A 21,688-nucleotide genomic window follows, 5' to 3' on the forward strand; every position below is an offset into this window, starting at 1 on the left:
CGTTAACTTGCATGAGTTAACGGTTGGCGGCCATCCCATGCGGGTGGCCGCCTTTTTTACGTAAGGAGTCGCTTTGATGGACAAGGCCGCATCCGCCGGTCATTCGGACCGTTGCCGTATCGTCGTCGATACCTGCTGCGACTTTAACCCCGAGGTCGCCGCGAACCTCGATGTCGATATCTTGGGCTTCCCTTTCATTATCGATGGCGAGGAGCGCACGGACGACATCTGGTCGAGCATGAGCCCTAAGGAGTTCTACGACCGTATGCGCGCCGGTGCCCGCGTGTCCACCTCGGCTGTGTCGCTCGGTCGCTATATCGAGTTCTTTACCGAGTGCGCCAAAGAGGGCACGCCCACGGTTTACCTGTGCTTTACCTCGGCGCTGTCGTCGAGCTACAACTCCGCGTGCCAGGCGGCAGATGCCGTGCGCGCCGAGTATCCCAACTTTGAGCTCTACGTGGTCGACAACGCCCTGCCCTGCGCGACCGGCGAGCTCCTGGCGCTTGAGGCCGTGCGCCAGCGTTCGGCGGGACTGACTGCCAAGCAGCTGGTCGATTGGGCAAACGAGGCCAAGACCTACGTGCACGGCTACTTTACGCTCGAGAGCTTCGATGCACTGGCTGCCGGCGGCCGCATTCCGCCCGCGGCGGCGCAGCTCACGGCAAAGCTCGACGTCAAGCCTGAGCTCTCCTACGACCTTGCCGGCTCGCTGTCGCTGATCGGCGTCAACCGCGGCCGCAAGAAGGCGCTCAAGTCCATCCTCAAGTCGTTCCGCGAGAACTACGTGCCCGATCGCACCATGCCCATCGCCATCATGACGGCCGATGCCGAAAAGGACGGTGACTGGCTCGAAGCCGCCATCCGCAAGGAGGAGGGCTGCGCCGACGTCACGATCATTCGCAGCTCCGTGGGCCCCACCATCGGCTCGCACGTGGGCCCCGGCATGGTGGCCTGCGCGTTTTGGGGCAAGAACCGCACCGACAAGGCGTCGCTTTCCGACCGCATCGCCCGCCGCGTGCGCGGCCAGTAGGCAAGCGCTGCGTCCGTAATCGCCCTCGACTCACAGCTCAAACGCTGGCAACGAGTATTCAACCTGGTAATAACACCCAAGCCAAAAGGAAAGGTTTCATGGCAAACAAGCTCTCTGTCGCATTTATCGGCACCGGAATCATGGGTGCCCCTATCGCCGGCCACATTCTGGACGCTGGCTATCCCGTCACGGTCAACAACCGCACCAAGTCCAAGGCTGCAGCGCTTGTTGAGCGCGGTGCTGTCTGGGCCGATACGCCGGCAGATGCCGCGGCGAACGCCGACGTCGTCTTTACCATGGTGGGCTATCCCTCCGAGGTCGAGGAGCTCTACCTGGCGGGCGACGGTCTGCTCGCGTGCACTAAGCCCGGTGCGGTCCTGATCGACCTCACCACGAGCTCGCCCGAGCTGGCGCGCGACATTGCCGAGGCCGCCCAGGTTTCCGGCCGCATGGCGTTTGACTGCCCCGTCACCGGCGGCGAGTCGGGTGCTATCGCCGGCACGCTTACGGCTATCGTGGGCGCTACCGAGAACGACATTGCCCCGGTCCGCGATATCCTTTCCACCTTTGCGGCAACCATCTGCTGCTTCGATGGCGCCGGCAAGGGCCAGGCTGCCAAGCTCGCCAACCAGGTGTCGCTGGGCGCCTGCATGGTCGGCATGGCCGATGCACTGGCGTTTGCCGAGCTGAGCGGCCTTGATATGGAGAAGACCCGTCAGATGATCCTGGGCGGCACCGGCAAGTCCGGTGCCATGGAGAGCCTGGCGCCCAAGGCGCTCGACGGCGACTACAAGCCCGGTTTTATGGTGGAGCACTTCATCAAGGACCTGCGCTTGGCGCTCGCCTATGCCGACGACCGCGAGCTTGCGCTGCCCGGCGCCGACGTGGCCTTTACGCTCTATGACATGCTCGACGCCATCGGTGGTGCCAAGCTAGGTACCCAGGCCATCAATGTCCTCTATAAGGAGGAGGCCGACGCCATTGCCGCCGGTCTGGACTGGTCGCAGTATCGTCCCGAGGAGCATGGTGCTCACGAGGAAGGCTGTGGTTGCGGCGAGCATGGCGACGACCACGAGTGCGGTTGTGGCCACCACCATGGCGAGGACCACGAGTGCTGCGGCGGCCACGGCCATGACGACGGCCACGAGTGCTGCTGCGGCCACCATCACGAGGAGTAGCGCCCATGAGCTGGACGTTCGTGGTGCTCGCACTAGGGCTCTTTCTCTTTGCGATCTACATTGGCTTTTTGTGCGGCCAGTGGGCGTGCGAAAAGCGCGTCATCACCAAGCGCGACTACTGGATTGCCAACTTTGCAGGGGCGGCGGCAGTCGTCCTGCTGACCTGGGTGTTCTCGCTGTTCCCGCTGGTGCAGTTTGCGCCGATCGGCTGGCTTGGCGGCTTTATCGCCGGCCTTAAGATGAGCTTTGGCGAGTCCGTTGGTCCGTGGCGCAAGCACGATGAGGTCTTTAACGTCAACCAGGCTCATCGCGCCGCCGCCGACGCAGGAGACGCCGAGGAGCGCCGCCGCGCGCGTCGCAATGGCGCGGCTGACCGACAGCTCATCTCGGTCACCGATGACAGCAAGGGTGCTGGCAGGCACACTAAGAAATAGTAAGAAGAGGTAACTATGGCAGAAAACAAAGACGAACAGCTCACCGACGAGGAGCTGGCACAGCTTCAGCTGGCAGAGGAGAACGAGAACACCGTCGACCGCTTGGTCCAGGAGCTCGGCTGCCCCACGCGCCGTATCCGCCAGTTTGCCGCCCGCGTGCTGCACCTGCTTGCCGAGCGCGATCCGCAGCGCGTCGTGCCCTGCGTGCCCGCGCTGATCGAGGCGCTCGACCGCCCCGAGGCTCAGACTCGCTGGGAGGCCCTCGATGCCCTGGCGGCGCTCGCCACCACCTGCCCCGACCAGCTGGGCGATGCCTTTGAGGGCGCCGAGACCGCACTGTTTGACGAGATTTCCTCCACGCTGCGCTATGCCGCCTTCCGCCTGCTGTGCGTGTGGGGTGCCACGAGCGTCGAGCGTTCGCGCGAGGCTTGGCCCATCCTGGACGAGGCCATCCAGTGCTACCACGGTGACCTCGAGTATCGCGATATGCTCGGCTGCCTGTACGAGTTTGGCAAAGGCGAGATCGATGCCGAGATCGCCGAGAAGCTTGCGCTGCGCCTTAAGTTCGATGCCGAGAACGGCAAGGGCAGCTATCTCAAGGCCCGTTCGAGCGAGATTTGCGAAATGCTTGTTAAACGTTTTGGCCTGGATCTCTCCAAAAAGAAGAAGCGTGCTAGCGTTAAAAAATCTGACGACGCCGAAGACGAGGAGTAACAGATTATGGCGCACGATGTAGTCCTGATTCCCGGTGACGGTATCGGTCCCGAGATTACGCAGGCCATGCGCCGCGTGGTCGAGGCCGCCGGTGTCCAGATCAATTGGAACGTCCAGGAGGCCGGTGCCGGCGTCATGGACGAGTTTGGCACGCCGCTGCCCCAGCATGTGCTCGATGCCGTCGCCCAGACCAAAGTTGCCATCAAGGGCCCCATCACCACGCCGGTCGGTACGGGGTTCCGCAGCGTCAACGTTGCCCTGCGTAAGTACTTCGACCTGTACGCCTGCGTGCGCCCCTGCCTGTCGCAACCGGGCGATGGCTCGCGCTTCCGCGATGTCGACCTGGTTATCGTGCGCGAGAACACCGAGGACCTCTACGCTGGTATTGAGTTCGACGAGGGCGCTGCCGAGGTCGAGGAGCTTTCACAGCTTGTCGAGTGCTCGGGTCAGAAAACCTTCGCCGCGGATTCCGCCATCTCGATCAAGCCCATCTCCATCGCCAAGAGCCGCCGTATTGTGGAGTACGCCTTTGAGTATGCTCGCCGCTGCGGCCGCAAAAAGGTGACGGCCGTGCATAAGGCCAACATCATGAAGGCGACTGACGGCCTGTTCCTGCGCGTGGCTCGCGAGGTGGCTGCCAACTATCCCGATATCGAGTTCAACGACAAGATCGTCGACGCCACCTGCATGGGTCTGGTTCAGAACCCCAACGACTTCGATGTTCTGGTCCTGCCCAATTTGTATGGCGACATTGTCAGCGACTTGTGCGCCGGTCTTGTAGGCGGCCTTGGCATGGCCCCCGGCTCCAATATCGGAGCCGACTGTGCCATCTTTGAGGCCACGCATGGCTCCGCGCCCGATATCGCTGGTCAGGATATCGCTAACCCCACGGCCGAGATTCTGTCTGCGGCTATGATGCTCGATCACCTGGGCGAGAACGACGCTGCCAATCGCATTCGCGCCGCCGTATCTGCCACGCTCGACGAGGGCGAGCAGGTTACCGGTGACGTGCGTCGTGCCCAGACCGGCTCCATTGAGGGTGCCGTGGGCACGCAGGCCTTTGCCGATGCCGTTATCGCGCATCTTGCCTAAGGGGATACGGCTTCAAACGCCTAAGCGGTACTTATACGTTTGCGGATAACCTGAGAATGAATACGCCCGGCGCTCTGTCGGGCGTATTCTATTGAGGACTATGTTTCTTAACAAGGAGTAACTGATATGGGTCTGATTCAAAAGAAGGACGAAAAGGACGAGATCGACGGCATCCAGATCATCGAGCGCGGCGAAGGCCCCGACGGTGACGAGGACGAGAAGATCGATCTGGTCGCAGGTACGTCTGCCGAGCACATTGCTGCCGGCACGACCGCCGAGGAGGAGGACGCCCGCCTGGAGGCTCAGATTGCCGCGGATGCCGCCGACGAGAACCTCATGCCTGAGGAGCAGGACGAGGACGATGACTCCGACGTGGACGACAGCACATCCAAGCACAAGAAGACGATGATTGCCGCCTTTGTGGTCGCCATCGTGATCGCTGCTGTGGTCGGCTTCTTTATCGGCAACGGTGGTTTTGGCGGCAAGGGCGTCGGCTCGGCGACCCTCACCGAGGACCAGCTCGATTCGACCGTGGCAAGCTACAGCTACAACGGCAAGAAGAGCGACATCACCGCGCGCGAGGCCATCGAGAGCCAGTACAGCCTTGATACCGTCAAGGATAGCGATGGCAACTACACCGCTCCCTCTGCCGACGTTATCCTGTCCTACGTGCGCAACCAGATTCTGCTCGACGCCGCCGAGGACGAGGGCATCACCGTCTCTTCTAAGGAGATGAAGAAGTACGCCGAGGATTCTATCGGCACTTCGGACTACAAGACCATGGCCACGCAGTATGGCGTGTCCAAGGACCAGGCCAAGCAGATCGTCCGCCAGTCCGCAACGCTGCAGAAGCTCTACAAGAAGAAGGTGGGCGATAGCTCCGCTAGTATGCCGATCGCTCCGACCGAGCCTTCTGACGGCAACGAGGACACCGCGAGCAAGGACTACGCCGATTACATCATCAACCTTGCCGGTGACGAGTGGGATAGCAAGAAGGGTACCTGGAAGGACGCCGATAGCACCTACGCTAAGGCTTTTGCCGACGATGCCTTTACGGCCGATAGCGCTACCTATAAGCAGGCCATGACCGCCTATTACACCGCCTACCAGCAGTACTCTTCGCAGGCTTCGAGCGCCAGCTCCAAGTGGACCGAGTACGCCAACGGCCTCTACGCCAAGGCCAATATCAGCATCTACGGCCTGTTTGCGTAAAGATTGCCTGAGCCTTCGAGTACGAAGCCGAAATATCTGCCGAAGCCCCCTAGAGCGGACATCGTTCTAGGGGGCTTTTTGCGTTGGAGGAAAGGGCGGGGAAGAGAGAGTAGGAGGGGTTTAATATACAAATTCTTGGAGACTTTATTCATGTAAAGTGAAAACGATTTCGGCCAAACTGGTAGTAACAATGTGGTACCACTGTTCATCTGGTAGTAACCAATTTTGATTCGAAATCGAATGGAAATTGCTAAGAATTAGTTTGGTAATGAAAGAAACACAGCACGTTTACCTGCGTAAATTACCGTTTACGGGCCAAAAAAAACCGTTTGGCAACGAAATAGTAATTTGAACGAAATGTGGTGGACGTTTGAATTGAGTGTGTGCTACCGTACATACCAGCAACCCCAAATAGGGACTGGGTTGTCTAAGTTTGCGCACCAATGCCGGCAAGCGGAGAAGCCGGTATGCACAAGGCGCGGACATGGAACTCGTTGGTGAACAACGAAAGAAAGGTTGGAGGAGATACCATATGATGAAGTACCTCCAGAAGCTCGGCAAAGCGCTGATGCTTCCCGTCGCGGCGCTTCCCGTCGCAGGTATTCTTATGGGCGTGGGCTACCTGCTCGCTCCCGCAGTCATGGGTGCTGCCGGTGACACTACCGGTTTTGCCTATACCGCCGGTTTCCTGCTCATCAAGGCAGGCGGCGCTCTTATCGATAACATGGCCTGGCTGTTCGCAGTCGGCGCCGCTGTCGGCCTTGCCGACGATCACGATGGCACCGCTGGCCTCGCTGGCCTCGTCGCCTTCCTGATGATTCAGCAGCTCCTGAACCCTGCCGTTGTTGGCACTATCCGTGGTATGGATGCCGACGCCCAGACCGCTTGGCTCGCCACTACCGAGGGCATCGCGTTCTCCAAGATCGCTGGTAACTCCTTCATTGGTATCCTGTCCGCCATCATCGGTGGCACCTGCTACAACAAGTTCAAGGACACCCGTCTTCCCGACTGGCTGGCCTTCTTCTCCGGCAAGCGTTGCGTCGCCATCATGACTGCTGTCATCTGCATCGTCGTTTCCGTCGTCCTGCTCTTCGCTTGGCCCCTCATCTTCGGTGCGCTCGTCGCTCTGGGCGAGGGTATCGCTGCTATGGGTGGCATCGGCGCTGGCATCTACGCCTTCCTCAACCGCCTGCTCATCCCGACTGGTCTCCACCATGCTCTGAACAACGTGTTCTGGTTCGACACCATCGGCCTTGGCGACCTGACCCACTTCTGGGCTGGCGAGACCTCTGCCGACGTCAAGTGGAGCCTCGGCATGTACATGTCTGGCTTCTTCCCCTGCATGATGTTCGGTATCCCGGGCGCTGCCCTGGCTATGGTTCAGACCGCTAAGAACAAGAAGGCTGCTATCGGCCTGGTTGTCTCCGCCGCCATCTGCGCCTTCGTCTGTGGCGTCACCGAGCCCTTCGAGTTCGGCTTCATGTTCCTGTGCTTCCCGCTCTACGTTGTGTACGCTGCCCTGTACGGCATCTTCACCATCATCACCTACTATGTTGGTTTCCGTGCTGGCTTCTGCTTCTCTGCTGGCGCTACCGACCTCCTGTTCTCCGCTAGCCTCCCGGCTGCTGCCAACACCTGGATGATCATCCCGCTGGGCATCGCTGCCTTCCTGGTCTTCTACCTCGTGTTCCGCTTCGCCATCACCAAGTTCAACCTCATGACCCCTGGTCGCGAGGATGAGGATGTCGAGGAAACCTCCGCTTCCGCCGCTGCTGGCGACGACAAGTTCGCCGCTCTGGCCGCCGCTGTTCTCGCTGCCGTCGGTGGCAAGGAGAACGTTAAGACCGTTGACTGCTGCGCTACTCGCCTTCGCTTCGAGCTCGGCGATTCCGCTCTGGTCGACGAGGCTGCCTGCAAGAAGGCTGGCGCTCTGGGCGTTATGAAGATGGACAAGGGTGCTACCCAGGTCATCATCGGTACGCAGGTCCAGGCTGTTGCCGAGGAGCTCAAGAAGCTTCTCTAAGCCTTAGAGACGTACGTGTCTTGCAAAGGGTCGTCCCGCTCCGCGGGGGCGGCCCTTTTTGCTACCTCGATACTTGATGAGGCGGTGCGATTGGTATTACAGTACACGGGCAAATAACCGGCAAACAATATTGCAATGTGCTGGTTGACCTGCTGTTATTCCGTTAAAACTGCTATAGTACGTGGTGTCTGGTTGCAACCAATTTCGAGTCATTTATCCGGCAGGTATCATCATGGCAATGGGAGCGCGCAAACAGCCTCTGTACGATCAGCTCGTCGATTTGCTGACCGATAAAATCGATCACGAACTTCGACCCGGCGACTATTTGCCGTCCGAGCGTGACCTGTCGGAACGCTACGGGCTCTCGCGTACGACGGTTCGCCTTGCCCTGCAGGAGCTTGAGCGCCTGGGCCTGGTGGTTCGTCAGCGCGGCCGTGGAACCATGGTGTGCGACCGCTCTTTGCAAACGGCAAACCTCTCGCAAATCTATAGCTTTACCGAGCAGATGAAGGCGATCGGCCGTGTGCCCAAGACGACGATTCTTGAGTTTACCGAGGTCGAGGCTGACAAGAATATTGCCGTAGAGATGAACGCGCGTCTTGGCGAGCGTCTGTACAAGATCAAGCGCCTGCGTATTGCCGATTGTGTGCCGCTGATGATTGAGTGTACATATCTGCCGAGTCGCAAGTTCTTTGCGCTTAAGCGCCCCATGATCGAGAACAAATCGCTGTACGACATGATCGAGCAGGACTTTCACGAGAAAGTTCGCGTGGCAGAGGAAGAATTCTACGCGAGTATCGCCCGCCATTCCGACGCCCGTCTGCTCGAGATTGCCGAAGGCGCACCGGTCCTGGATTTGATTCGTACCACATATGACATGAACAACGAGGTTATCGAGTATACGCGTTCGGTTGCGCGCGCCGACCAGTTTAAATACAAGGTCTACCACAACCGCGCAGTCTAGAGTTATTGGGTATAAACGGCTTGGTGTGTTTTGCGGCGGGTGCAAAATGCGCCAAGCGGTAGAAGGCAACGAACAATCGCTCGAATTAACAATGCAGTGGTTTTTGATCCGCCCTAAAACGCACTGCGGGTACGGGAGCATAGATGAGCACGTATGCTATCAAGGCCGACAAGTTCTTTTTGCCGGCGGGGCCGCAGCTGGGCGGCTACCTCATGGTCGAAGATGGCGTCTTTGGCGCTTGGCAGGCCGATGAGCCCGCTTGTGAGATCAAAGATTATTCGGGTACATGGATTGCGCCGGGCATGGTGGACACCCACATTCATGGCTTCTATAACCATGCCACGACCGATAATGATGCCGAGGGTATCAACATCAGCTCGACCGAGCTCGCTCGTCGTGGCACCACCAGCTGGCTGCCTACGACCTTTACCGACGGCGTGGAGCAGATCAAGGACGCCTGCGCTGCCATTGCACAGGCGGACGAGGAGCGCGGACCTGAGTTCTGCGGTGCTCGTATTCAGGGCATCTACCTGGAGGGTCCGTTCTTTACCATGAAGCATGTGGGCGCCCAGAACCCTGCTTATCTGATCGGCCCGTCCGAGAAAGTTTTTGACGAGTGGCAGGAGGCCGCCGGCGGTCGAATCGTCAAGAGCGCTATGGCGGCCGAGCGTGACGGCGCCGCCGCTTACGCCGCGGCTCTGAGCGCAAAGGGCGTCGTGACCTGCATCGGCCACTCTGATGCCACCTATGATGAGTGTGCTGCCGCCATCAATGCTGGCGCCAGCTGCTTTACGCATACCTACAACGGCCAGCGCGGTCTGCATCACCGTGAGCCCGGTGTCGTCGGGGCCGCTATGACCACGCCCAACACCTATGCCGAGATCATTTGCGACGGCAAACACGTGAACCCTGCTGCTATTAAGGCGCTGCTGCAGGCCAAGGGCTGGCAGCACACAGTGCTGATCACCGACTGCCTGGGTTGCGGCGGCATGCCCGAGGGCAAGTACACCAGCGGTGGCATGGATGTCATTATGAAGGACAACCTTTGCTGGCTTGCCGATGGCTCTGCTATCGCCGGCTCGGTGCTCACGCTCGCACAGGGTGTCAAGAACATTGTCGACTGGGGTCTCGCGAGCGCCGATATCGCAATTCGCATGGCGACCGAGGTGCCCGCGCGCTCTGCTCACGTCGAGGATAAATGTGGCAGCATTATGCCTGGCCGCGATGCCGATTTTGTCGTGTTCAATCCCGACCTTACCCTGGTCGAGACGTATGTGGGTGGCAACAGCGTCGGTAACGCGTTTGCCGAGTAACCGCCAAAGAAACGATCCGAGAGGGGATTTAGATGATTTACGGTGCATTGGGCGATATCGAGGAGTACCGCGGAATGCTCAAGGGCCTCGACGTGCTGATCGACTGGCTCGAGGAGAACGACCCGGCGGAGCTCGAGGTCGGCAGCCATCCGATTTTGGGCGACAAGGTCTTTGCGAACGTCATGGCTCCCACGACGCGTCCCGAGGCCGAGGCTCACTATGAGACGCATCAGCGCTATCACGACCTGCAAATCGACGTCGAGGGTCGCGAGGCCTTTAAGGTCGCTACGGGCAGCCTGACGCTGGTCCAGGAGTTTGACGAGAAGGACGACTACGATCTGGTCGATTCCGACGCCTCGATCGCCGGCGATCTTGCCGACGACAAGTTCGCGCTGTTCGTTGCCGGCGAGCCTCACATGCCCACGCTCGAGTTCCCGGGCGATGGCGCGCAGCCGGTCAAGAAGATCTGCTTTAAGCTGCTTGCAGACGCCTACTGGGAGGAGTAGCGAACTGCCCGACTGAGCCGTTCGTCTGATGGCGTGTTTTCCCTAAGGGAATCACGCTACGACCCCGTTAATCGTGTTTTTCCTAGGGGAATCACGATTAACGGGGTTTCTGTTTTTGAATAGGGGAGCTGACGCTGTTGCGATGCGTGGATTGGCACGCGCACTCAAAATCGAAAACAAAAAAGCCGCCCGAAGGCGGCTGTCTTGTGCAATGGAGCCAGCGACCGGGCTCGAACCGGTGACCCCCGCTTTACGAGAGCGGTGCTCTACCAACTGAGCTACGCTGGCGGCCATGTGGTGACGCAGCTGAGGCGTCAACGGCTGTCTATGATACGGGACATCGCAAATCCGCGCAAGTGTTCTGATGGCTTTTCTCACGTTAAATGCACTAATCATTCAAGCCGGGATGTGCCTGGTTGCCTACAACTAGGTAGAAAAACGCCCGTCGGCGGTGTGCCGGCGGGCGCTTCTGTGCGATATGTTGCGTTATGAGCTTAGTGCCTCATAAAGTGGTATTCGATCACATTGCTGTAGGGATGACCCGGGCCCACGATGCCCTGGGGGAACAGCGGGCGGTGCGGCGTGTCGGGGTACATCTCGGCCTCGAGGGCAAAGCCGGCGCCCCAGCCGTAGTTGGCATCGTCCTTGGCGTGCTCGTCGCCTAGCCAGTTGCCGGTGTAGAGCTGCACGCCCGGGGCGGTGGTGTAGTAGTCCAGCTCGCGGCCGGTCCACATCTCCTCGACATGCAGAGCGCGACGCAGGTTGCGGCCGTACTGATAGCCATCGATGCACAGGCAGTGGTCGTAGCCGCGTGCCTGCTTGATCTGCGGATCGTCGGCCTCCATGCCGGGCGCGACGGGGCGTAACTCGCGAAAATCAAACGGTGTTCCCTCGACCGGAGCAATCTCGCCAGTAGGAATGTTCTGGTCATCAATGGGCAGGTAGTGGGCAGCGTTAGCAACAAAGAAGTGCTCACAGTCCATGCCGGCGTTATGGCCGGCAAGGTTAAAGTACGTGTGGTTGGTCATGGACACGTACGTGGCGCGGTCGCTCTCGCAGCCATATTCGATACGGAGGCGGCCGGTGTGCGTCACGGTAAACACGGCCGTAAAGGTACGGTTGCCGGGCAGGCCCAACTCGCCATCCTCAAGTGAGGTGGTCATGCGCACGGCGTTGTGGGCCTCGTCGAGCTCAACATCCCACACGCGCTTGTGCAGGCCGTGCTCAAGATCGCTGTGCAGGTTGTTGGCGCCCTCGTTGGCGGGCATATGCCAGTCCGTACCGTCGATGGTGATCGTGGCGCCCGCGGTGCGGTTTGCCACGGGGCCGATGGTCGCGCCAAAGCAGGCGGGGTTGTCAAAGTAATCCTCGAGCTTATCGAAGCCCAGCACCACATCGCGCACGTTGCCGGGAATGTCGGGCACATCGATACCCAGCACGGTGGCGCCATAGTCCATAATGCGAACGCAGATCTCGGGCCCGTTGAGGGTGTAACGATGAACGGGGGTACCGCACGGCGCGGCGCCGAAAAGCTCAGAAGTGATCATTTGGTTCCTAACATCGAGGTATTTCCGACAAACTGTAGCGCGAACAGGCGAGATTATCACTACACCCCACTAAAGCAGGGGGTATTTTTCTCAAAAAAGTGATGATTGGAGCTGTGCGGGCGTTCATTTTTGACGCGCACGAGTCTGATACAATTTGTTCGTTACTGTTTGAATTGACGCGAGCGTGGAACAGTGAGGACTCATCGTGATTAAAGCGGAGCGACAGGATAAGGTTCGTCAGCTGCTCGAGGAGCAGGGCACGGTCTCGGTCAAGGAGATCTCGGACGTGCTGGGCGTCTCGGACATGACGATCCGTCGCGACCTTGAGGAACTTGCGAGCCTGGGCGAGATCGAGCGCGTGCACGGCGGCGCCCGCAGTGCGCAGGGTCGTCCCCACGCTATGTTGCGCCATGAGTATTCGCACAGCGAAAAGCGCACCAAGCATGCCGAGGAAAAGCTGCAGATTGCGCGCCGCGCCGTGGAGCTTATCGAGGAAGGTTCGACCATCTTTTTGGGTACGGGCACCACGGTTGAGCAGATGGCCTCCATGCTGCCGGCGTGCCGCCTGCGCATTGTGACCAATTCGCTTTCGGTGTTTAACCTGCTCGAGGCGCGCGAGGACTGCGATCTGTGCCTCGTGGGCGGCATGTATCGTCGCCGCACCGCCGCTTTTGTGGGACCAACGGCCGAGGATACCCTGCGTGCGTTGGGTATCGACGCGGCGTTTATCGGTGCCAACGGCATTTTGGACGGCGACGTGTCCACATCTAACATGGAAGAGGGTCGTATCCAGCAGCTCGCTTTTAGCAAGGCTGACTCGCGCTATCTGATCGCCGACTCCAGCAAGATTGGCAAGCGCGACTTCTACACCTTCTGCCGTCTGGACAGCCTGGATGCCGTGGTGTGCGAGCCGGGTATCGCCGCCGAGGATCGCGCCGCCATCGAGGAGCATACGCAGATCATCTGCTAGCTAGCGCTGCAGGATTGCTAGTAAGCGCTGTGTGAGGACTTTTGCCCCCCTGTCATTGTGGGGAATCGGCGCGTCAGCGCTATGCGATATAACGCGCAAATGGGGACTTCGCTATCAAATCGTCTCAACCTGTGATATCTAGGCGGCCAAAAGCGAGTCAGATGTTACAGATCGAGATTTTTGGCTCGGCCTATTCCGTTTGTCTCAATCTGTAACAGCTAGGACCTAAAAACTCGACTAGGTGTTACAGATCGAGATTTTGTCTATCCAGCCATCACCTTTGTCTTGATCTGTAACAGTTAGACGGTTAAAAGCGAGTTAGATGTTACAGATTGAGATATTTCTGCTCGGGCGTTCTGTTTGTCTCGATTTGTAACAGCTAGGGCCGAAATATTCGGTTAGATGTTACAAATCGAGACAAACGACCTGCTCGGGCCGCGCCAAAACAAAAAGGCCGCATGCAATCCCGTGGAGGGATTCGCATGCGGCCGACAGGGGGTATGCGGCAAAAGTTAGGCCATGAGCAGGCCGGTCTCCGCGACGTTCTTGTACCAGTACGCGCTTGCCTTGGGATAGCGGGCCTGGGTCTCAAAGTCGATGTAGAACAGGCCGTAGCGCTTGTTGTAGCCGTTGGTCCAGGAGAACTGGTCCTGCAGCGACCACACAAAGTAGCCGTCGACGTTTACGCCGCCGTCGATTGCCTTGAGGATCCACGCGAGATGCTGGCGCATGTAGTCGATACGAGGGGCGTCGTCGATAAAGCCATCCTCGAAGTCGTCCTTATAGCCCATGCCGTTCTCGGTGATGTAGATCTTCTTGTAGTTGGGGTAATCGTTCTTAATGCGCAGCAGCAGGTCGTACAGGCCCTCGGGATAGATGATCCAGTCCCAATCGGTGGTGGGAACGCCTTCGCGCACGCACGACTCGCCCACGCCCTTGAGGAACCAGCGCGAAGATCCCTTGTCGCCGGTGCCATTGTGGTTGATGTCGTTTTCGCCCTCGGCGGCACGCAGGAACTGGCACTTGTAGGTGTTGACGCCCAGGCAATCGTTGTAGGGGAGCGCGGCGGTCAGCGCGGCGATGTCCTCGTCGCGGACGTCGAGCTCGCCGCCGGCGATATGGGCCAGCTTGGTTGCGGCTTCCATGGTGTCGGCTGCATAGTGGCCGCGGAAGGTGGCATCGAGTACCCAGCGGTTGTTGATGACGTCGGCCATGCGGGCGGCCTCGCAGTCGGCAGCGCTGTTGGGGTCGAGGGGATACTTGGGCTCCAGGTTCTGGACAATGCCGATCTCGCCCTCAAAGCCGCCCTCATGGAAGGCGACGACGGCCTTGGCGTGGGCCACCATCATGTTGTGCATAAGCTGGAAGGCCTTGTCCAGGCGATACTTCTCGCCGTGCGGCCAGTTGCCGACGATAAAGCTGCCCTCGGCGGTCGCGGGAATCTCGTTAAAGGTAAACCAGTGCTTGACCTCGGTGAACTCGGCAAAGCAGAACTTGGCGTACTCGACAAAGGCGTCGATCGTCGTGCGCGTCAGGAAGCCTTCGCCGCCGTTCTGGTAAAAGGCCTCGGGCGTATCGAAGTGATCGAGCGTGACATAGGGGATAACGCCGGCATTGTTGCAGGTGGCAAAGAGCTCGTGATAGAAAGCGACGCCCTCGGGGTTAATCTCACCAGTGCCGTTGGGGAAGATGCGGCTCCAAGCGATGGAGACGCGAATGCCGTTAATGCCAAAGCGCTGGCACAAGTCGATATCGACCGGATATTTGTTGTAGAAGTCGCTTGCAGGATCGGGGGAGAAGCGACCCTGGGCAGCTAGGAAATCGTCCCAGGGCACTTTGCCCTTGCCGTGCGTGCGGGTCTCGCCCTCAACCTGGTAAGCGGCGGTGGCGCCGCCAAACACAAAGCCGTCGGGGAACTGCATGGGGTTGGTCATGAGGCATCCTTTCTGCGGGATACGAATAGGGAGAGGTGCCCGAACTGAGGATTCGGGCACCAACAGAGGGAGGAGCTAGTCGAGGTTCTCGCGGAGCCACTTGATGGCGCCAGCGGGGTCGCGAGTAAGGTCGATATATTCCTTACCGCGCGGGGCGAGCAGCTTAATGCCCAGGCGATCGGTGTCGGCCTTCATGTCGTTGTAGTAGCTACGAACCTGCGGGGCAAGCACGATAACGTCGTACTGATCCATGATGGCAGTGTGCTGACCATAGGCGCCCGCGGAGGAAGCGATGTTCTCTCCGGTCTGCGCGGCACCTTCCTTGATGGCGTTGGCAAGCATGGCAGAGGTGCCGGCGCCGGCGCACAGGACGAGGACCTTCAGGCCATCGACATCCTTCTTGGCGGATGCGTCGGCGGCGGGCTCGGGCTGATCGGCGACAGGCTTGCTGTCGGCGGCAGCGGCGGTCGGCTCGACGGCGGGCTCAGAGGTGCTGGCGGCGATGGTGGCAGCACCGTCGGACTCAAGACCCAGCTCGGCGGCGCGCTCGGCCTCCTGGTCGCAGAGCAGCTTGTCGTATGCCTTCAAGAACGGCAGGTAGATGATGGCGTCTAGCAAGATGATGATCGCGACAAATACCAGGGCGATAAGCTGGAAGTTCGTGGTGATGAAAATGCCGATGGGGGCAGGGGTAGCCCAAGGCACCACGAAGGAGAAGCCGTTCATGCCCACGTTATCGATAAAGAACTTGGCAACACTCACGTTGACGCAGCCGGCGGCAACAAAGGGGATGAGCATGTAGGGGTTAAGGATCATCGGCGCGCCAAAGAGCAGCGGTTCGTTGACGGCGAAGGCAACAGGAACAATCGAAGCCTTACCGACGGCTTTGAGCTGCTTGGACTTCATGAAGAGAATCAGCAGAAGCGGCACGATGAACGTGGCGCCGGTGCCGCCGAACTCACCCACGAGCGACATGTTGAAGGTGAGGGAATGGGCGGGGTGACCACCGGCCAGCAGAACCTGCAGGTTCTCGGCCTGGTTGGCAAGACGGATGGGGTCGATGCCCGGCTGGACAATCGAAGGACCATGGACACCGATGAACCAGAAGAACGCGGTGGCTGCCTGGATAAGGATAAGGCCAGGATAGGTTTCTGCAGCGGTAAAGAGCGGGGAGAGCAGTTTGATGAGCAGCTCGGAGAACGGAACGCCCATGAGGTTGCGCACGACGACATCGATGATGCCGCAGATGATGACGGCGCCGCCAAAGGGGATGATGTCGCGGAAGTTCTGAGCGATGGCGCCCGGAACCTCCTTGGGCAGCTTAATGGTCAGATCGCGCGAGACGCAGAACTTATAGACCCACACGGTAATGAACGCGGCGATATAGGCCGAGAACAGACCGCGCGTACCCATGCTGGTGCAATCGAAGACCGAAAGCTCGGAGCCGTCGAACTTGGTGGTGAACTGCGTAACAGCGAGCAGCAGCATGCTGCACTGGGCGGCTACCATGGTGGAGCCGTCGTTGAGCACCTTGCCGGCGGGCATGCGACGGTTCATGGAAGCCGTGAAGTTCTTGGCGGTGGTGCCGGCAACCATGATGCCCATAACGCCCATGGTGAAGTTGTACAGCTTGTTGCACCAGTCGATGAGCGGCTGGGGCAGCGTGATGCCAACTACGCCAGGAAGGGTGGCGATCAACAGGAAGATCGAAGAGGTGAGGACAATGGGCATGCACCCAAGGAATCCGTCCTTGATGGCCTGGAGGTAGATGTTCCTCGAGATCTTCTCAAAGAATGGTTGATGCTTTTCGAGCATCTTTACGATGGCGTCCATAAAGCTCCTTTGTTACTTGATGCGCGATGCATGTGGATGGAACTGGTCGTCGGTGGATGGTCAGGACTGCCCGGAAACCTTCCCGCTTAAGGAAGGCATTGCGAAATGACAACGTTGTCATTTCGTTAATGACAACGTAAGACATTTTTGGAAGAGCAACAAGGATTTACGGGTGAACGGTCGATATTGTCCGATAAACGGCTGATTTGTCAGTCGGGTAGGTAGTGTATGCTAGAACGCAAAAAACAAGCGATAGAGAACCGACTGGAGAAGCAGTGGCAACGATGGACAAGAAAAACGTCTCGATGAACGATGTGGCGATTGCCGCGGGTGTTTCTCTCAAGACGGTGTCGCGCGTGATCAACGAGCCCGATAGCGTGCGCGAGTCGACGCGCGATAGGGTCCATGCTGCCATGGAGGCGCTTGGGTTCCGGGCGAACTTTGCCGCGCGTTCACTCAAGTTGGGCCGTTACGGGTGCATCGGCGTCGTGCTGTTCCACTTGTCGGGCGGCGCCGTGGACATGATTGACGGAATCGCCGATGCCGCCGAAGAGCGAGGCTTTGCGCTCACGATGATCAAAAAGCGGGCGGGGGAGAAGATGACCCTTGCCGAAGCGGCGCGCAGGATGTCGCAGCTTCCCGTCGACGGCATGATCTTCAACCTGCGTCAAATGGTCGATGACTTTGATACCTTTGAGGCGCCGAAAGACCTCAAGACGGTGATTATCACGCCGATGGAACATCCTACCTGCTCTACCGTTAGTGACGATCAAGAGGACGGTGCGCGCATGGCGTGCGAGTACTTCTTAAATCGCGGGCACAAGAACGTGTATTTCGTTTCTGGTAAAAAAGAGTCGCTGTCGAGCCAGTGCCGTATGAAAGGTTGGCGTGCAGCACTCGAGACGCGTGGCATTGAGCCGCCCGAGCCTCTGCAAGGTGATTGGAATGCGGATAGTGGCTATGCCGCGGGCCTTGTGCTTGCCGATAAACCCGACTGCACGGCGGTCCTCGCTGCTAACGACTGCATGGCAAACGGCGTGATGATGGCTCTACGTGACAAAGGGCTCAGTGTGCCCGACGACGTGTCCGTGATCGGCTTCGACGATGAGCTCTACAAGACGATTCCCAACTCGATTCTGACGTCGGTGAAGTTTCGCCACCGCGAGCTGGGCATCCGTGCGCTTAACGAGGTCGTCGCAGGCCTTGAGGCTCCGAGCTCCAGAAGCCGTACGCTTGTGTCGGGCGTGCTGATCGAGCGTTCCAGCGTGAAAGACCTGCGGGCGTAGACGTGCTCGGCTCGTTCATCTCAATCTGTAACAGTTAGGACCGAAATACTCGGCTAGATGTTACAGATCGAGATTGAGAGGATTGTCCTGTGCGTTTATCTCAATCTGTAACAACCAGACGTCCAAAACCGGTTTTAGTGTTACAGATTTAGACAATTCGGTCCCGTCTTCCCGGTTTGTCTTGATTTGTAACAGCTAGGGACCAAAAACTCGGCTAGATGTTACAGATCGAGACAAACGGCCCCCCAGCCGAACAAAAACAAAAGGCCGGGGGCGGCGCGCCGTGTGACGTGCCACCCCCGGCTGAGAAATGGGGACAGGTTATGTGAGCGGGGCAATTCCGCTGGTCGCCAGCCGCTAGTCCAGACGACGGGTCTGCGCCACGTGCTTGTACCAGTAGGCGCTTGCCTTGGGCGTGCGCTTCTGGGTTTCAAAGTCAACGTAGAAGAAGCCATAGCGCTTGTTGTAACCATTGGTCCAGGAGAACTGATCCTGCAGACTCCACAGGAAGTAGCCGCCCACGTTGACGCCCACCTCCATGGCCTTGAGCAGCCAGCGCAAGTGCTGCTCGATGTAGTCGATGCGCGGCTGGTCGTCCACAAAACCGTCCTTGTAGGGGTCCTTGTAGCCCATGCCGTTTTCTGTAATGAAGATCTGCTTGTAGTTGGGGTAGCGCTGCTTAATGTAGACGAGCAGATCGAACAGGCCCTCGGGATAGATGATCCAGTCCCAGTCGGTGGTGGGGATGCCAGGCTTGTTCACGTGCTCGCCAATACCCTTAACGCGCCAGCGGCCGGTGCCCTTCTCGCCCGTACCGTTGTGGTGCAGGTCGTTCTCGCCGTCGTAAGCCTTCAAGAAGCGGCACTGGTAGTTGTTGACGCCCAGGTAGTCGTTGTAGAGCGCGGCCTCGCGCATAATCTCGAGGTCCTCGTCCAGGATCTCGATGGTGCCGCCCGAGACGGCAGCCAGACGGTTGGCGCACTCGAGGGTGTCGGGCGCGTAGTCGCCGCGGAAGGTGGCGTCGAGCAAGAACTGGTTCTGCAACACGTGCTCGTTGTTGGCGGCTTTGATGTCGGCGGGGTCGTTCTCGTTGAGCGGATACTTAAACTCCAACGACTGAATGACGCCGATCTTGCCCTTAAAACCGCCGTTGTGGAAGGCCAGTACGGCCTTGGCGTGGGCGAGCATCATGTTGTGCTCGCACTGGAAAGCCTCGGCCAGATGCGCCTTGACGCCGCCGGGGAAGGTGCCCTCGATGTAGGTGTTGGAGGCATCGGCCCAAATCTCGTTAAAGGTGAACCAGTAGGTCACCTGGTCGGCGTACTCCTTAAAGCAGAAGGTGGCAAAGTCCACAAAGGCATCGATGGTCTCGCGGTTGAGGAAGTCGCCCTTCTCAAAGAGGGCAAGCGGCGTGTCGAAGTGATGCAGCGTGACAAACGGCTCAACGTGGTGCTTGTGGCACTCGGCGAAGAGATCGTGGTAGAACTGCACGCCCTCGGGGTTGATCTCGCCGGTGCCGTTGGGGAAGATGCGGCTCCAGGCAATGGAGAGGCGAATGCCGTTGATGCCGAACTCCTCGCACAGCTCCAGATCGACGGGGTACTGGTTGTAGAAGTCCGAAGCGGGATCGGGGGAAAAGCGCCCCTGGGCCTCCAGGAAGTCGTCCCAGGCAACCTTGCCTTTACCGTGGGTGCGGGTCTCGCCCTCTACCTGGTAGGCAGCAGTGGCGCCGCCAAAGACAAAGTCCTCGGGAAACTGCGCAGGCGGGTTGGTGACGCTAGCAGGGTTAACGGACATGATGATCCAATCGTCTAAATCGAAGGGCCAGCCGGTCTTGGATGATCGGCTGGCCCTGTGCGTTACTTACTTCGAGAGTTGCTCGCTTACGAAGGCGAGAGACTTATCGCCGTTCTGGGAAAGCTCAATGTACTGCTTACCGCGGCAGGCGACGCACTTGTTGCCCACGCGCTCGCAGTCCTTCTGCAGGTCGGCCAGGTAGCTTGCGGCTTGCGGGGCCAGGACGACCAGATCGAAGTCGGGGAGCATGTCCACGTGGTTGCCATAGGCCTCGGCAGCGGTTTCAAGATTGATGCCGCGCTCCTTGGCGGCCTTGGCCAGCGCGTTGGCGAGCAGGCCCGAGGTACCGCCACCCTGGCAGAGCACGAGCACGCGTTTGCCGTTGAGGTCGCTGGTGGCCGTTGCCTCGGCAGCGGGTGCTGCGGAAGCGGCGGGAGCGCCGGCTTCCACGGCCTCGGCAGCAGCGCCGGCGGCAACGCTCTTGGCGTCGGCCTTGCCCTGGAAGGCATCGTTGAGCTTGGCGGCCTTCTCGGCGTTCTTGGCGGCGAGCTCCTCCTGGGAAATCTCGGCCTCCTCGGCGCACTTCTGGGCGTCATAGGCACGGAAGAACGGATAGTACAGAACGAAGTCGACGACCAGGATAAGGGCGAGCATCACAAAGGCGAGCGGCTGGAAGCCCAGGCCCATGATGGTGCCGATGGGGCCGGGGACGGTCCAAGGCAGGGTGTACATAAAGCCGTTCATGCCCAAGAAGTCGATAAAGATCTTGAGGATCCAGATGTTGGCGATCGGGGCAAAGACAAACGGGACAAAGAAGACGGGGTTGAGCACGATAGGCGCGGCGAACAGCAGCGGCTCGTTGACGGCAAAGCACACGGGGACGATGGCGGCCTTACCGACAGCGCGCATCTCCTGGGACTTGGCCAGGAAGCAGAACATAAAGACCAGGACGAGCGTGGCGCCGGTGCCGCCCATGCAGACGACGAAGTACTGGGCACCCTGGGTCAGGACAGCGGAAGCGTGCTGGCCGGCCTGGAACGCAGCCAGGTTGTCGGTCATGTTGGAAACGAGGGCGGCGGCGATGGCGGGCTCGACGATCGAGGGGCCGTGGACGCCCACGAACCAGAACAGGCTCATGGCGCCGTAAATCACAGCAAGGCCGATGTAGCCGTCGGCAGCGGTGAACAGGGGCTGGAACACCTGGATGACGCCCTGGGCAAAGCAGAAGCCAAAGGCAGCGCGGAAGACGATGTCAAAGACCCAAAAGACGGTGATGCAGACGGAGAAGGGGATGATGTCCTTAAAGGTCTGCGAGATGTTGGGCGGAACCTGCTCGGGCATCTTGACGGTGATGTTGCGCTTGATAAAGAACTTGTAGATGATGCCGGTCACAAACGCAGCGATGAAGGCGGTCAGTAGGCCCTTGGAACCAAGGTAGGTGGTGTTGAAGCCACTGGCGGCATCCGTGGCGATGGTGTCGCTCGAAAGGAGCAAGAAGCCGATGATGGCCGCGCACATGCACGAGATAAAGTTGATCTGGTTATTCTTGGGCAGATCGCGGTTCTGGGCGTCGGCGAAATGCTTGGCCGTGGTAGCGGCGCAGGCGATGGCCAGGATGCCCATGGAGTAGTTGTAGCACTTCCACAGGGCGTTGTTGATGTCATCGGGCCAGTAGAAACCCCAGATGTTGGGGACCGAGGCTACCAGGCAAAAGATGGACGAGAAGATGATGATGGGGATGACGGAGATAAAACCGTCGCGGATCGCCTTGAGGTACTTGTTGCGGGCGATCGCGTTGAAAAAGGGCTGGCCCTTTTCGATGGTGGCGATGAGTTGCTCCATGCAAAGCTCCTAA

General features: G+C 59.3%; 17 protein-coding genes and 1 tRNA gene. 12 read left to right on the forward strand and 6 right to left on the reverse strand.

Annotated elements, in window-relative coordinates; translation table 11 throughout:
• Nucleotides 1-76 precede the first annotated feature (76 nt).
• The 10 genes from ACQRCA_RS04390 to ACQRCA_RS04435 all read left to right on the forward strand — a co-directional run bounded on the left by ACQRCA_RS04390 (nt 77) and on the right by ACQRCA_RS04435 (nt 10,466).
• Nucleotides 77-1,030, forward strand: coding sequence for a DegV family protein (locus ACQRCA_RS04390; protein ID WP_427718953.1), 954 nt, complete (start codon nt 77-79; stop codon nt 1,028-1,030).
• Between the two features lie 98 nt (nt 1,031-1,128).
• Nucleotides 1,129-2,208 (forward strand): NAD(P)-binding domain-containing protein, encoded by a 1,080-nt coding sequence (locus ACQRCA_RS04395; RefSeq protein WP_427718955.1) that lies wholly within the window; start codon nt 1,129-1,131, stop codon nt 2,206-2,208.
• Nucleotides 2,209-2,213: 5 nt separating this feature from the next.
• Nucleotides 2,214-2,642: a hypothetical protein gene (locus ACQRCA_RS04400; protein ID WP_427718958.1), complete on the forward strand. Its 429-nt coding sequence runs from the start codon at nt 2,214-2,216 to the stop codon at nt 2,640-2,642.
• A 15-nt stretch (nt 2,643-2,657) separates the two neighbouring features.
• Entirely contained in the window at nt 2,658-3,356 is a 699-nt protein-coding gene (locus tag ACQRCA_RS04405; protein WP_427718960.1) for a hypothetical protein, read from the forward strand.
• A gap of 6 nt (nt 3,357-3,362) precedes the next feature.
• The gene (locus ACQRCA_RS04410) at nt 3,363-4,448 is read left to right on the forward strand and encodes an isocitrate/isopropylmalate dehydrogenase family protein (protein WP_427718963.1); all 1,086 of its coding nucleotides are present in this window, start codon (nt 3,363-3,365) and stop codon (nt 4,446-4,448) included.
• A gap of 126 nt (nt 4,449-4,574) precedes the next feature.
• Nucleotides 4,575-5,660 (forward strand): hypothetical protein, encoded by a 1,086-nt coding sequence (locus ACQRCA_RS04415; RefSeq protein WP_427718965.1) that lies wholly within the window; start codon nt 4,575-4,577, stop codon nt 5,658-5,660.
• A gap of 532 nt (nt 5,661-6,192) precedes the next feature.
• Complete coding sequence (locus ACQRCA_RS04420; protein ID WP_427718966.1) at nt 6,193-7,683, forward strand: PTS transporter subunit EIIC; 1,491 nt, start codon at nt 6,193-6,195, stop codon at nt 7,681-7,683.
• 232 nt (nt 7,684-7,915) lie between these two features.
• The gene (locus ACQRCA_RS04425; RefSeq protein WP_427718969.1) at nt 7,916-8,647 is read left to right on the forward strand and encodes a GntR family transcriptional regulator; all 732 of its coding nucleotides are present in this window, start codon (nt 7,916-7,918) and stop codon (nt 8,645-8,647) included.
• 143 nt (nt 8,648-8,790) lie between these two features.
• Nucleotides 8,791-9,960, forward strand: coding sequence for an N-acetylglucosamine-6-phosphate deacetylase (nagA, locus tag ACQRCA_RS04430; RefSeq protein ID WP_427718971.1), 1,170 nt, complete (start codon nt 8,791-8,793; stop codon nt 9,958-9,960).
• A 32-nt stretch (nt 9,961-9,992) separates the two neighbouring features.
• Nucleotides 9,993-10,466: a YhcH/YjgK/YiaL family protein gene (locus ACQRCA_RS04435; protein ID WP_117778978.1), complete on the forward strand. Its 474-nt coding sequence runs from the start codon at nt 9,993-9,995 to the stop codon at nt 10,464-10,466.
• 212 nt (nt 10,467-10,678) lie between these two features.
• Here the strand turns inward: ACQRCA_RS04435 and ACQRCA_RS04440 are convergent.
• Both ACQRCA_RS04440 and ACQRCA_RS04445 read right to left on the reverse strand, forming a co-directional pair.
• Nucleotides 10,679-10,754: transfer RNA gene (locus tag ACQRCA_RS04440), tRNA-Thr, on the reverse strand.
• 206 nt (nt 10,755-10,960) lie between these two features.
• The gene (locus ACQRCA_RS04445; RefSeq protein WP_427718974.1) at nt 10,961-12,013 is read right to left on the reverse strand and encodes an aldose epimerase family protein; all 1,053 of its coding nucleotides are present in this window, start codon (nt 12,011-12,013) and stop codon (nt 10,961-10,963) included.
• A gap of 205 nt (nt 12,014-12,218) precedes the next feature.
• Between ACQRCA_RS04445 and ACQRCA_RS04450 the strand changes: the two genes are divergently transcribed.
• Complete coding sequence (locus ACQRCA_RS04450) at nt 12,219-12,983, forward strand: DeoR/GlpR family DNA-binding transcription regulator (RefSeq protein WP_427718976.1); 765 nt, start codon at nt 12,219-12,221, stop codon at nt 12,981-12,983.
• A gap of 512 nt (nt 12,984-13,495) precedes the next feature.
• Here the strand turns inward: ACQRCA_RS04450 and lacG (ACQRCA_RS04455) are convergent.
• Both lacG (ACQRCA_RS04455) and ACQRCA_RS04460 read right to left on the reverse strand, forming a co-directional pair.
• Nucleotides 13,496-14,917 carry a 6-phospho-beta-galactosidase gene (gene lacG / locus ACQRCA_RS04455; protein WP_427718979.1) on the reverse strand — a complete coding sequence of 474 codons (1,422 nt, stop codon included), beginning with the start codon at nt 14,915-14,917 and terminating at the stop codon, nt 13,496-13,498.
• 75 nt (nt 14,918-14,992) lie between these two features.
• Nucleotides 14,993-16,750, reverse strand: coding sequence for a PTS lactose transporter subunit IIBC (locus tag ACQRCA_RS04460; RefSeq protein WP_427718981.1), 1,758 nt, complete (start codon nt 16,748-16,750; stop codon nt 14,993-14,995).
• A 284-nt stretch (nt 16,751-17,034) separates the two neighbouring features.
• Here ACQRCA_RS04460 and ACQRCA_RS04465 point away from each other — a divergent pair, with 284 nt between their 5' ends.
• Complete coding sequence (locus tag ACQRCA_RS04465; protein WP_427718983.1) at nt 17,035-18,036, forward strand: LacI family DNA-binding transcriptional regulator; 1,002 nt, start codon at nt 17,035-17,037, stop codon at nt 18,034-18,036.
• Nucleotides 18,037-18,393: 357 nt separating this feature from the next.
• Here ACQRCA_RS04465 and lacG (ACQRCA_RS04470) read toward each other — a convergent pair whose 3' ends face one another.
• Nucleotides 18,394-19,833 carry a 6-phospho-beta-galactosidase gene (lacG, locus tag ACQRCA_RS04470; RefSeq protein ID WP_154514977.1) on the reverse strand — a complete coding sequence of 480 codons (1,440 nt, stop codon included), beginning with the start codon at nt 19,831-19,833 and terminating at the stop codon, nt 18,394-18,396.
• A gap of 66 nt (nt 19,834-19,899) precedes the next feature.
• On the reverse strand, nt 19,900-21,675 hold the full coding sequence (locus tag ACQRCA_RS04475) for a PTS lactose transporter subunit IIBC (RefSeq protein ID WP_427718986.1): 1,776 nt from the start codon (nt 21,673-21,675) through the stop codon (nt 19,900-19,902).
• Nucleotides 21,676-21,688 lie beyond the last annotated feature (13 nt).

Origin of the sequence: Collinsella sp. SGI.095 (assembly GCF_050314535.1) — a bacterium.
Classification (GTDB): domain Bacteria; phylum Actinomycetota; class Coriobacteriia; order Coriobacteriales; family Coriobacteriaceae; genus Collinsella.

What these genes read in the sequence shown, in the direction of transcription:
- ACQRCA_RS04390 (WP_427718953.1), top strand. Translation starts at nt 77, where the DNA reads ATGGACAAGGCCGCATCCGCCGGTCATTCGGACCGTTGCCGTATCGTC.
- ACQRCA_RS04405 (WP_427718960.1), top strand. Translation starts at nt 2,658, where the DNA reads ATGGCAGAAAACAAAGACGAACAGCTCACCGACGAGGAGCTGGCACAG.
- ACQRCA_RS04435 (WP_117778978.1), top strand. Translation starts at nt 9,993, where the DNA reads ATGATTTACGGTGCATTGGGCGATATCGAGGAGTACCGCGGAATGCTC.
- ACQRCA_RS04460 (WP_427718981.1), bottom strand. Translation starts at nt 16,750, where the DNA reads ATGGACGCCATCGTAAAGATGCTCGAAAAGCATCAACCATTCTTTGAG.
- ACQRCA_RS04425 (WP_427718969.1), top strand. Translation starts at nt 7,916, where the DNA reads ATGGCAATGGGAGCGCGCAAACAGCCTCTGTACGATCAGCTCGTCGAT.
- ACQRCA_RS04465 (WP_427718983.1), top strand. Translation starts at nt 17,035, where the DNA reads ATGGACAAGAAAAACGTCTCGATGAACGATGTGGCGATTGCCGCGGGT.
- lacG (WP_427718979.1), bottom strand. Translation starts at nt 14,917, where the DNA reads ATGACCAACCCCATGCAGTTCCCCGACGGCTTTGTGTTTGGCGGCGCC.
- lacG (WP_154514977.1), bottom strand. Translation starts at nt 19,833, where the DNA reads ATGTCCGTTAACCCTGCTAGCGTCACCAACCCGCCTGCGCAGTTTCCC.
- ACQRCA_RS04420 (WP_427718966.1), top strand. Translation starts at nt 6,193, where the DNA reads ATGATGAAGTACCTCCAGAAGCTCGGCAAAGCGCTGATGCTTCCCGTC.
- ACQRCA_RS04475 (WP_427718986.1), bottom strand. Translation starts at nt 21,675, where the DNA reads ATGGAGCAACTCATCGCCACCATCGAAAAGGGCCAGCCCTTTTTCAAC.
- ACQRCA_RS04395 (WP_427718955.1), top strand. Translation starts at nt 1,129, where the DNA reads ATGGCAAACAAGCTCTCTGTCGCATTTATCGGCACCGGAATCATGGGT.
- ACQRCA_RS04400 (WP_427718958.1), top strand. Translation starts at nt 2,214, where the DNA reads ATGAGCTGGACGTTCGTGGTGCTCGCACTAGGGCTCTTTCTCTTTGCG.
- ACQRCA_RS04445 (WP_427718974.1), bottom strand. Translation starts at nt 12,013, where the DNA reads ATGATCACTTCTGAGCTTTTCGGCGCCGCGCCGTGCGGTACCCCCGTT.
- ACQRCA_RS04410 (WP_427718963.1), top strand. Translation starts at nt 3,363, where the DNA reads ATGGCGCACGATGTAGTCCTGATTCCCGGTGACGGTATCGGTCCCGAG.
- nagA (WP_427718971.1), top strand. Translation starts at nt 8,791, where the DNA reads ATGAGCACGTATGCTATCAAGGCCGACAAGTTCTTTTTGCCGGCGGGG.
- ACQRCA_RS04415 (WP_427718965.1), top strand. Translation starts at nt 4,575, where the DNA reads ATGGGTCTGATTCAAAAGAAGGACGAAAAGGACGAGATCGACGGCATC.